Source organism: Litorimonas haliclonae (assembly GCF_965138505.1).
Taxonomy (GTDB): domain Bacteria; phylum Pseudomonadota; class Alphaproteobacteria; order Caulobacterales; family Maricaulaceae; genus Litorimonas; species Litorimonas haliclonae.
This window is the reverse complement of the sequence record NZ_CBCSCO010000006.1, coordinates 34843-46806: the sequence shown is the minus strand read 5'-3', so window position 1 is coordinate 46806 and position 11964 is coordinate 34843. Positions and strand designations below refer to the sequence as shown.

The 11964-nt window shown below is 50.4% G+C and carries 7 protein-coding genes; 6 read left to right on the top strand and 1 reads right to left on the bottom strand.

The annotated features are described in order from the left end of the window. Nucleotides 1–49: 49 nt before the first annotated feature. The 6 genes from ACNA05_RS12425 (at nucleotide 50) to ACNA05_RS12400 (ending at nucleotide 10432) form a co-directional block, all read left to right on the top strand. The gene (locus ACNA05_RS12425; RefSeq protein WP_415811825.1) at nucleotides 50–2251 is read left to right on the top strand and encodes a S46 family peptidase; all 2202 of its coding nucleotides are present in this window, start codon (nucleotides 50–52) and stop codon (nucleotides 2249–2251) included. 650 nt (nucleotides 2252–2901) lie between these two features. Further along, nucleotides 2902–3636, top strand: coding sequence for an ABC transporter ATP-binding protein (locus ACNA05_RS12420; RefSeq protein ID WP_415811824.1), 735 nt, complete (start codon nucleotides 2902–2904; stop codon nucleotides 3634–3636). Nucleotides 3637–3644: 8 nt separating this feature from the next. After that, entirely contained in the window at nucleotides 3645–5075 is a 1431-nt protein-coding gene (locus ACNA05_RS12415) for an ABC transporter permease subunit (protein WP_415811823.1), read from the top strand. Then, nucleotides 5072–6427, top strand: coding sequence for a DUF3526 domain-containing protein (locus ACNA05_RS12410; protein ID WP_415811822.1), 1356 nt, complete (start codon nucleotides 5072–5074; stop codon nucleotides 6425–6427). The genes ACNA05_RS12415 and ACNA05_RS12410 overlap by 4 nt, the downstream gene beginning before the upstream one ends. Before the next feature lie 39 nt (nucleotides 6428–6466). Next, nucleotides 6467–9067, top strand: coding sequence for a TonB-dependent receptor plug domain-containing protein (locus ACNA05_RS12405; RefSeq protein ID WP_415811821.1), 2601 nt, complete (start codon nucleotides 6467–6469; stop codon nucleotides 9065–9067). An 81-nt stretch (nucleotides 9068–9148) separates the two neighbouring features. After that, entirely contained in the window at nucleotides 9149–10432 is a 1284-nt protein-coding gene (locus ACNA05_RS12400) for an aminotransferase class V-fold PLP-dependent enzyme (RefSeq protein ID WP_415811820.1), read from the top strand. Between the two features lie 407 nt (nucleotides 10433–10839). Here ACNA05_RS12400 and ACNA05_RS12395 read toward each other — a convergent pair whose 3' ends face one another. Then, nucleotides 10840–11619, bottom strand: a complete 780-nt coding sequence (locus ACNA05_RS12395) for a class I SAM-dependent methyltransferase (RefSeq protein WP_415811819.1) — start codon at nucleotides 11617–11619, stop codon at nucleotides 10840–10842. Nucleotides 11620–11964: the final 345 nt, after the last annotated feature.

Below are 11964 nucleotides of genomic sequence, written 5' to 3'. Positions count from 1 at the left end.
TAAGTCTAATTTTATATGTACTAACAAAACAAAATGAATGGAGATAACTATGCTTAAATTACCTACGAGAAAAATTTTACTCGCGAGTTCCGCACTCGCACTTGCAACAGCCCCGGCGGCCTATGCCGTCGAAGGCATGTTCACCCCTGATCAACTACCGGAGATTGCCAGTGACCTACGGGCCAAAGGGCTCAAAATGAAAACTGAACAGATTTCCGATCTGACCGGATTTCCCATGGGTGCCGTGGTTTCTCTTGGAGGCTGTACCGCGTCATTTGTCTCACCCCAAGGTCTGGTTGTGACCAATCATCATTGTGCGTACGGATCTATCCAATATAATTCCACAGAAGAACAAAATTATTTGGAAAATGGCTTTCTCGCAACAAACCTCAACGCCGAGTTACCCGCCGCGCCCGGCTCCCGCATCTATGTCACAGTCGATCTAACCGATGTTACAGATCAGGTATCAGGAGACTTATCCGCAGACCTTTCCGGGGAAGAGCGATTTGCAAAGATTGACACTAACCGCAAGGCGCTTGTTGCCGAATGCGAGGAAGATGAAGGTCATCGTTGCAGTGTTGCTTCATTCTATGGCGGGTTACAGTATAAGCTAATAAAGCAACTCGAAATCAAGGATGTCCGTCTTGCCTATGCGCCCGCTGGGTCAATCGGCAAATATGGTGGCGACATTGATAACTGGCAGTGGCCGCGCCATACAGGCGACTTTGCCTTTTACCGAGGCTATGTCTCACCGGAAGGAAAATCAGCCGACTATAGCGAAGAGAACGTCCCGTTCAAACCGGAACATTTTTTGAAAGTTTCAGCGGAAGGATTGGACGATGGCGATTTCGTCATGGTAGCTGGCTATCCGGGCAGCACATCCCGTTATGCGCGTTTAGCAGAAGTCGAAAATACTTTTAATTGGCAATATCCCACGTGGCAGACTTTGCTCAATGACTGGATAGGAGCTATCAATGATGCCTCTGAACCCGGAAGCGATGCGCGAATAAAATATGAATCCCGTCTCGCGGGGCTAAATAACTATAAGAAAAATTTGGGCGGACAAATTGAGGGCGCACGCCGCGTTGGCTTGGTGGATCGCCGGGCGGAGCGCGAAGCAGCGCTCAGTACTTGGATTGCAGAGGAAGCCCCTGATTCCGGATATGCTGAAGCCATCTCTAATCTTGACGCGCTTAGCGAAGAGTCAGCGGCAGCGGCGCGAAGCAATTATTGGTACAATAACGCGACGCGGCCGCAATTGCTAAATGCGGCCCAGCGACTGTACCGCTTGTCACATGAACGCCTGAAGCCGGATGCCGAACGCGAGAGTGGATATCAGGAACGCGACATGAGCCGCATAGAGCAAGGCCTGACAGCCATGGATCGCCGTTACGATCCAGTAGTCGATAAGGCAGAGTGGATAGTCTTCTTACAAGGTTACTTAGACCAGCCTGCAAGTGAGCGAGTTGAGGCGCTAGATGAAGCGCTCGACCTCGAGACCGATATGACTGAAGCGGCGATTTCGGCCAAGCTTGATAGCTATTACGCGCAGACCGCGCTCGGAAATCTCGAGACACGCCTTGAGTTGATGGAGGCCACACCTTCAGAGCTCGAAGAAAGCACTGACCCGTTTATGCAGCTAGCTGTCGCGCTTTACGAAAATGAGCTCGCCATGGAAGCCGCCAGCAAGGACCGCGCGGGGCGGCGAGCGACTTTGCAACCCAAATATATGGAAGCTATTATTGCTTGGCAAAAAGACCGGGGGTTCACAGCCTATCCGGACGCCAACTCGACATTACGTGTGACTTACGGAAATGTTTTAGGCGGCTCGCCCAAAGACGGTATGCGCTATGATCCGTTCACCACTCTGCAAGGCATCGCCGAAAAGGATACAGGTGACGATCCATTTAATTCTCCACAGTCACAACTCGATTTAATTGAAGCTGAGAATTATGGTCGCTACGAGCTGGATTCAATCAATTCGGTCCCGGTCAACTTCCTGACTGATCTTGATTCCACTGGCGGGAATTCAGGCTCCGCGACACTTAACGCGCGTGGAGAACTTGTCGGTCTGTTGTTTGACGGCACTATCGAAAGCGTAAACTCGGATTGGGATTTTGATCCGCGGACCACGCGCTCGATTCATGTCGATAGTCGTTATATGTTGTGGGTCATGGAGAAAGTCGACAATTCTGAAAATCTTATAAATGAGATGGACATTGTTAACGCGCGGGGACGATCCGCTCGATAATTTAGGTATCGGCCCCACGGTCACTATCTACCTAAAAACGTTAGCGTTTTGGTAATTGCGCGCTGTCTGAAAGGCAGCGCGCGACTGTAAAAGAGCCAAGAAAATTAATTGAAAGAAAACGACGTTGAGTGGGGTTTACAGCGAGGTGGCCAACGAGCCGTTCGAAGATAATCGTCAACAGTATGTCCGTCGTGAATGCCTCAAACTTCAATGATTTTCCGGAGTTGCGAGGTTTGCAAAACGTAAGCGTGTGAATGATCAGCTATTCACTAAAACTGTCTAATCTTTACTTGAAGTATCTCCTGAAGGCGCTTCCGACATTTTACAACATATTAAATTGCAATCCTGCTGAGAAATCTAGCTTCACATCCTTGTGTCCTATCAACTTTAATATCTTAATTGCGCCCAGCGGTAATTTTCTCATAGCGGTCGTCACCCTTCTTACAAGAGCCTAGCAAACGACCAAATGTGAAATTGTGTAAGACCCAAACGGCAATCCAAAACGAGAAATGACTGCACTCAGCATCAAGCGCACTCGTTTGCCGGTTTTTCCAACTTTTTTCGTCATTTTGAATAGACACAATCGTATTTGATGTTATTAGGTAACATAAGCGTAATGTTATCTCATACGAATTTACAAGAGCAGAATCATGTCCGACCCCGTAACATCAGTTTTATCTGCCTCTAACCTTACCAAAGCTTTTGGCAGCAACACAGCGTTAGATAACTTCAATCTTTCGGTTGCAAAAGGTGAGATTGTTTGCCTACTCGGCGCGAATGGCGCGGGCAAAACGACGACAATAAATCTTTTCTTAGACTTCTTACAGCCCGATAGCGGAGACGTCAGTGTCTTAGGCCGGAGCGTTTCAGAGGACCCCGCGAAAGCGCGCGCTGCAATCGGTTACGTTGCAGAAATTGTGAGTCTTTATCCCACGCTTTCGGGGCGCGAGAATTTAGACTTTTTTCATGCGCTTTCTGGCAACGCTCCTATAAGCGACCGTGAGCGCGAGACGTTGTTAACGCGGCTTGAGTTTCCAATGCGCGCGATAGACGCGCCAGTTTCGACGTATTCGAAGGGTATGCGACAGAAGCTAGGTCTTGCCATTGCCGTAGCAAAAAAAGCCCGTGCAATCCTGTTAGATGAGCCGCTTTCAGGCCTTGACCCGAAGGCCGCAAACAACCTTGTTACAGTGTTGCGCCAAATTGCGAGCGAAGGCGTGGCCCTTCTCTTGTCCACACATGACATTTTCCGCGCCAAAGAAGTGGCTGACCGTATAGGCATTATGTCTCAGGGACAACTTATCGATCTGGTAGATGCCAACTCTCTGTCGGCAGCTGATTTAGAAGCGCTATACTTGCGTCACATGACGGATGAAGCGGCATGAGCGCAAGCATGTTAAGCGCCAAGTTCATCGCACGTAAAGACCGCACGGAAATAGTGCGCGATAAACGGCTGGTCGTGGCAATTGTTCTTGTTGGGCTTTTGTCACTAGCCGCCATTATGACGAGCTACGCCCGAGTAGATGCCAATGCGCGGGACCGGGCCGCCGCTACCGCTCAAGAGCGCAAAAGTTGGCTAGCGCAAGGCGAGAGAAACCCTCATTCCGCCGCTCACTTTGCGCAATGGACTTTCCGACCCCTAGACGCACCAACTTTGCTTGATCCTGCTGCAACCGATTATGCGGGGTCTGCCATCTGGTTGGAGGCGCACGCGCGCAATTCTGCCGCCTTTCGTCCGATTGAGACGCGGGCCGCTACGCTTGATCTTGGAAGATTAAGCGCGGGTTGGGTTTTGCAAACATTCGGGCCGTTGTTGGCGTTCCTCCTCGGTGCAGGTCTTGTCGCGCGCGAACGTGAACGTGGTACATTACGCCTTATGCTGGCTAGTGGGGCCGCACCACGGCAATTATTGTACGCAAAAACGAGCGGCCTTTTGGTAACGATAGGCCTGGTCAGCATCCCCATCCTGCTTGCGGCAGGCGCGACGGTTATAATGGCACCGGGTGCGGTGACAGCTGACATTATTATCCGCACGATGTTGTGGTCAGTTTTTCATATCGCTTGGCTAGTTTTGGCGGTTTTATTCGCTATTTCTATTTCAACCCTCATAAAGAAAACGGCACGTGTTCTACTTATTCTTGTGGGGCTTTGGGTTTTAGCTGTGCCGGTCATGCCGCGCGCCGTGTCCGGTCTAGCCGAAGTCATTCACCCCACGCCTTCTGCGGCTCAATTCTGGGCGGATGCCCGTTCAGAGATCAGCAACGGGTTTGATGAACGCGGTGATCGCGCGACCCGCGATAAGGCCTTAGAGGCAGGATTGTTAGCCGAATATGGCGTGAAAACCACAGACGATCTTCCGATAAGCTATCGCGGCGCACGGCTCGATGCGAGCGAGCGGTTTGGCAATGAAGTTTACGCGCGGCGATACGCCCTGCTGGAGGAGGTCTATGCCGATCAACGCGAGACGATGCGCCTAGGGGCAATCCTCTCCCCCTTTATTGCAATGCAGAACATCTCTGCCGCGCTCGCAGGAACAGATAACCGTCATTTGCGCCATTTCGAGATGCAAGCCGAAGCAGAACGCCAGACGGTCGTCAATGCACTTAACCGCGATCTGATGATCAATGCTGTGGGGGTTGAGGACTACACTGCTGATGAAGAGTTGTGGAGCTCTTTTGAGGTGTTCGAGCCAACACCATTACCTATCAGCGACGCTGTAAAATCGATTGTTTTGGATATCCTGATTTTGCTCGCGTGGTTAATCGGCGCGTTCTGGCTACTGAGCCGCGCAACACGCGCTCTTCGGCAGGAGATGCTAGGATGATAACACTGATCAAATTTGACGCGCTTCAATTGCTGCGCGACCGTCTGGCTATATTTATTCTTGGCGTCGGGTTTCTAGCGACACTAGTTGCCGTTGTGACAGGCGCTTCGTGGAATAATTATCTGCAAAATGATTATGCGCGGGTCTATGAGGCTTCGCAAGACTATCGGGCTGAGCAGCGTAAAGACTGGGTCAATGCAAGTAATACGGATCGCGCCGCCGCCGTGATTTTGCCCCTTCGTCTTGTTACTACCGTACAATTAGCCCCGCCCCTCATGGCCGACTTCGCTATAGGACGGTCGGCCATCGAACCTGCCTCTGCCGATGTTCGGTCCAGAACGCGGCCTGACATAATGTTTAGGCGCTATCAGATCGACAACCCGGAGCGCCTGCGGCGCGGCGCCCTTGATCTATCATTTGTCGTGATTGTGATTGCACCGCTTCTGCTCATTGCTATTGGATACGGTATCTTCACAAGCGATCGAGAACGCGGCACGGCCCGTCTCTGGGTGGCACAAGCGGGCAATCCGCTACCGCTCATTACGGCGCGCAGTCTTAATCGCTTTAGCATCGTTTTCGTGCCAATCCTTATTGGCGCGCTGATAATGTGGGCGCTTGGCCCGACGGGACGTGGGCTCGATATTCTGCTATGGTTATCCGTCGCCTTTATTGGTTTGCTGTTTTGGTGGGCTGTTATCCTATTGGTCAACACGCTGCCTATTGCGGCGGAGACGGCGGCCATGCTCCTGATAGGTATCTGGACGACATTGGTCTTTGTCGCACCCATGGCGATTTTCGCGGCCAGTTCACTCATCAACCCGCCGCCCTCAAAATTTGAGTCAATTGCCGTAGCCCGCGCCGCAGAAATAAGCTCCGCTAAAATCTATGACGATGATCATCCGGAACTTTCTTCGTCAGCCCTTGAGGTTCGCAAGTCGAGCGTTCAGAAAAGCATTGACGTGCGCGCGGCTGTTGCGGATGCGATTGCGCCAATTCAGGCCAAACAGAAAGCCCACGAAGAAAGTCAGGCCAAATTTGCGTATCGTTTAGCTTATCTATCACCTCCCCTGCTGACATCTGATTTACTTGCGGGGGTTTCTGGCACAGACGGGCCGAGCTACGCCCGCCGAAAAAAGTCTGCGCAAGCCTACCTCCCTACGCTGAGCGGCGCGCTGTCAAGCAAGGTTGTCAATGACGGCGCAATTGACGGGTCGTCTTTTGACGCCCTCCCCGTTTATACTCCGGCGTCCCATTCACGCCCATCATTTGTGCCGCTCGCTTGGATATTATTTCTAACACTCCTAATCGGCGGATGGGCGACAATGCGTTTGCGCCACACCTCTCCTCTTTAACTTCCAATATCTTCTACCCTCTCTCTCAAAGGACTTATTATGTCTCTTAAAATGTCTCTTCTTGCCGGATTATCGATCGCCGCATTTGTAACACCCGCCTATGCGCAGGTCAGTGGTTTGGGCCCGGACGCGACCGCACTTGAGGACGAAGTCGTGGTCACCGGAACACGCTTTGGTCAGCGTATCGCCGTGGACTCGCCATCACCGGTCGACTCTATCTCTAATTCTGAACTGACAAGCGGCGGCGCAACTGAACTACAGGATATGCTACGTATCAAGGTTCCAAGTTTCAATACGGAGCGCCCCGTGACATCGGGCGTCGCAGATTTCTTGAAGTCACCCACCCTGCGGGGCCTTTCTCCAGGACAAACTTTGGTGCTGATTAATGGCAAGCGCCGTCACACCAATAGTGATTTGAATGTCGGTAACCAAGTTGGGCGCGGTGACGTTGCTTATAACTTAAATGCGATCCCAGCCATTGCGCTCAAACGTGTCGAAGTTTTGCGTGACGGCGCCTCTGCGCAATACGGATCGGACGCGGTCGCCGGTATTATGAACCTCATCCTGGATGATTCTGTTGGCGCCTCGCTGACCGCGACGGCAGGGGTAACAACAGAAGGCGACGGCGAGAAAATTGCCCTCGCGGGGGGGTATGGCTGGGAAGTCGGCGACGGCGGTTTTGTGCGTCTTAGCGGTCAATATCAAGCCCAAGATTTTAGTGATCGATCGCGCGATGATACGCGGCAGCAATATTTCGGCATTGGTCCTAACGGGGAACCCGTCGCAATTTCCAACGACTTCGGCTCGGGCACTGGTTTAACCCCGTCTAATGGCAGCCTTGACCCGCGTGAAGCGACAATTGACCGTAATACCTTCATCTTCGGTCAACCAAAATATGATAATATCAGCATGTTCATAAACTCTGCTGTTCCGCTCTCGAATGAGGTCGAACTCTTTGCTTTTGGGGGTTACAGCGACCTATCAGGCACAAACCCGAATTTTTTCCGCCGCGCGGGACAAAACCAAACGGTGCGCTCTATCCATCCCGATGGGTTTATCCCGTTTCAGGAAGTCGACTTGGTTGATTACTCGGGAACAGTCGGCCTTCGCGGAGATGATATTGCGGGCTTTGGCTGGGAAGTCTCGACCGTTTACGGCACGAGTAAAACAGATTTGGGCTACTCCAACTCCAACAATGTCTCCCTCGGCGACGCCAGTCCGACAGAGTTTGACCGTGGCGGCACGCGTCTGTCGCAATGGACAACAAATTTAAACTTTACGCGACAGTTCAATATGGGCGGCGGATCACCTCTTAATTTGGCCTTTGGCGCAGAATATCGCTACGAGACGTTCAAAGCCGTTGCGGGCGAGCCGGCGGTTTATGAATTTGGCGGCGTGCCGATCCTCGACGGCCCGGCCGCAGGCAACACATCCGCCGCAGGCGCTCAACCCGCTGGTGGGGTTGATCCCAATGAAGAGGTTGACGAAAGCCGCGATAATATTGCGTTCTATGCAGAACTCGAAAAAGAATGGGCCGACAAATTTTTAGTCTCGCTCGCGGGTCGATACGAAGACTATTCTGATTTTGGCTCCACAACCGATTTCAAGTTAGCTTCAAGGGTCTCACTCACCGATGCGCTCAATATCCGCGGGTCCGTCGGAACATCATTCGGTGCGCCCGCCTTGCCACAGCAATTTTTCCAGCGTTCCGAAATTAGCTTTGCAGGGGGCGTTCCGACGGCCACACGTATTGTATCCCCTTTAGATGACCTCGCGCCGTTCATCGGCGCAGGCCCGCTTAAAGCGGAAACCTCGACCAATATTTCCGTTGGCGGCACATATAGTGCCGGCCCTCTTTCGGCATCGGTCGATTTTTATCAAATCGATTTGGATGACCGCATTGTATTGTCTTCGCAGTTTAGCAGCGCGGCTCTGACGAATTTGCTTCGCGAAAACGGCTTTGGTGAGACCAGGGCTGTGACATTTGAAACAAATGCTGTGGATACAACAACGCAAGGTATCGATCTCACACTGCGCTACGCTACAGAGCTATTTGGCGGCAATCTAACGTCAACCTTGGCAGCCACTTTCCAAGACACAGAATTTGACCGGATCGCCGATACGCCTGCTGCTTTATCAGATCTTGGTATCACGGCACCGCTCTTCGACCAACGTTCGCAAACGCGCCTCGCAAATGGGACGCCCGACTCGAAAGTCGCTTTGGACTTTAGCTGGAATAAAGGCCCGTGGCTCGTAAACCTGACTAATACGCGCTACGGGGATGTGTCCCAAGCTGACCTCACGAACCGAAGCCAAGCGCAAGTTGATGTCCTCGTCAGCGGCTTTGATACAACGCTCGTCTCACGCGATAATGGGAATTTCGATATTATTGAAACCTTCGGCCCTAAAATCGTTACCGACGTTAGCGTCGCTTATGATTTTACAGATAGCGTCACCTTTAAACTCGGTGCAGATAATATCTTCGATATTTATCCTGATGAACAGGTCGCAACCACAGTGGAAAACACACTTGCAGGGACACGCGGCTCGGATAATCGCGGTATTTTCCCCTATTCGTATCTCTCGCCATTTGGCGTCGCTGGAGCCTATGTGTATGGTGCGGTCAGTGTGAATTTTTAAACGTTTAAGCCTGAGTGATAATTGGGCCTACCTGCTTAATATCGCTCAGGCCCCCTGAAAAAATAGACGGGAGTAGTCGCAATGATACCTTTCAATAGAAGGCAGTTTTTTTCTGGTGCGAGCGGCCTTGCGGTCACCGGAGCCTCTCTTGCTTTAGGAGCATCGGTTTCACATGCGGCGACACCAGATATTGATAAGGCAATGCCAACTGAATTTTGGGATCATATCAGCGCGGGATATGACCGAAATGATAGCATCGTGAACCTTGAGCATGGTTATTGGACGGAGATGCCTATTTCCGTTCGGAAAGCTTTCGAAGCTCATACTATGCGGATCAATCGGGACGGTTCCTATTACGCGCGACGTCAATGGCACGACGACAAAGCTGGTGTAGAAGCCCGGCTGGCAGGCTATCTTGGTTGTAAGCCATCAGAAGTAGCGCTAACTCGCAATGCCTCAGAGGCGCTGCAAGCTCTGATTGGTGGTTATCTTCCGCTCGGCAGCGGCGACGCCGTTCTTTATGCAGATCTAGATTATGGCTCCGTCAAACAGAACTTTGAAACTTTAGCACAGAAGCGCGGGGCAAGGGTTATCAAGATCGACCTGCCCGAACCCGCGACGCATGATAATGTCGTTGCAGCCTATGTGCAGGCAATGAATGATCACCCGAACATCAAATATATGGTGTTGACCCATGTAAGCAATCAAACAGGTCTCGTTGTGCCGGTTAAGGAGATCATCAAAGTTGCAAAATCACGCGGCGTCGATGTCGTTGTCGATGCAGCTCATTCTTGGGGTCAAATAGACTTCGATTTAAAGGATCTTGGTGCTGATTTCGTTGCTTTCAACTTGCATAAATGGATTGAGGCCCCGCTCGGCGTTGGCTTTCTCTATATCAATGAAGACCGTCTAACCGACATTGCCCGAAATATGTCTCAAGGTCCATCTAAGACGCCTAAGACCTCAGACCGAATTTACTACGGCACGATGAATTTTGCCACAGTTCTAACCGTTCACGATGCGTTGGATTACAATGACCGTGTAGGATGGGGGCGGAAGGCTAAACGTTTGAAAACAATGCGAGACATTTGGGCAGAGCCCGCCCGCGCAATCCAAGGAATTGAGGTTCTGACGCCATCTGACCCACGTATGTCGGCGGGGATAACGTCATTTCGATTAACTGGACAGAAAACGTTTGAAGAGAATGAAGCCACGGTAGAAAGACTACTGAGTGAGTTTGGCATATTCACTGTAGCCAGAAAGGCACCAGCCAAAGGGGCCTGTATCCGCGTCACGCCGTCCCTAAGTAACTCGCCCGAGGACTGTGATCGTTTATACAATGCATTGAGAAATATACTAAGTTAAACGCGTAGTTTTTAAATCAGCAATTTAATAGGTTTTGCCAAATTAACGCCTGCTTTCTGAAATTCCGCTGGGGTCGAAGCGTGAAATTCTCAATCTGCACTCCTTATCTCCACCATCCAAACCTTGTTTGTCGTGGCGCCCGGACGCACCTCATGTTCAATCTATACTTCCGAGACATTCACCAGCCCTTGGTATAGCGCCGCGTTGATACTTTTTTACAAATCAGAAAACGGATGGGGAAAATTGGACTCACCTATGCAAGGCGAATAAAATCGAGAGCAGATAAGCTAACGTGACAAAACCGTTCAGTTAAACTGACAAAGTCTGCAAAGCCCCTCATTTGGAAACCTTCAAGATTAATTAAACTCAAAAAATGCTGAACACAAATGTGTTGAAGTCTCTGTGTTTTATCGCTCGGCTACACCAATCAAGGCCGTTGAAGGAATTGGAAGCACATTTTCTCCAGAGAACATTCTTCGGACCTCTTCTACCACCCTTAATTGGTCTTCATCGGTAAGGCTCGTCCAGTCGGAAGACATTCCGAACATCCGGTTTGGGTGGTCTAAGTCAGAGATATTGAGCAAGAAATCATGCGTCAGAGTGTGAATTTTTGCGTCACGAAATCCCGCACGTTTGAAGGCCTGAACAAAGGCGTCCTGAGAATTTAATGCTTGCATGGCCGCTGGCATGACGATGCTTTGAGAGTCAGGAAAGAGCTTTTCTCGAACTTCATTGAGTAAAAGAAATGTAGCCGCCCCTTTAGTTTTCCACGTCGTGACCACGCAATGGCCGCCTCGTTTTGTTACTCGGCTCATTTCGGCCAAACCCTTTTGCCAATCAGGAAACATGATCACTCCGAAAACTGAAAAAGTTATGTCAAAGCTGTTGTCTGAAAATTTGAGGCTCTGCCCATCCATTTCCAGAGCATCTATATTTTGAACTCCTTCTGATTTCAGACTGGCTACCATGCCGGGAGAGAAATCTATGGCCGTAACTTGTGCCCCGGTTTTCGCAGCTTCTAGCGCCAACGCACCTGTTCCTGCAGCCACATCAAGCACATTAGATTGCGAGTCCAGTGTGACATACTGTAGTGCATCCGCGGCAAAAAGAGACGTGAATTTGTGTGCGCTCTCTTTATAAGCTTGGGCAGCTTTATTCCAATGACCGGCGTTTTCATATTGTTTCATTTCCAAGCTCCATACTTGCATGTGAAATTTTATGTTTTGTAAGTGACACCTCTTGCCGAGAGGGCTCGAAAATCGAATGGTGAAAGGAAAAAAATGAAAACCGCCTTTCCCGAATGTTACATTTTATTTTGTACAATGAGATTCATAGATTTTGAAGAATTTGGGTCAAAGCGACAGTCATGCATCACGATATATAACTATACGTTATAACATAGCCTAATTTACATACCCCACTATGATCTGTCGAGCCTAGATTTTCAAAATATTGGATAGGACTAGCTTTGTTCGCAAAATTGAATGCCTTTTTTGTGAAGGCATCACCATTTTCACAATGCAATAGCTGTA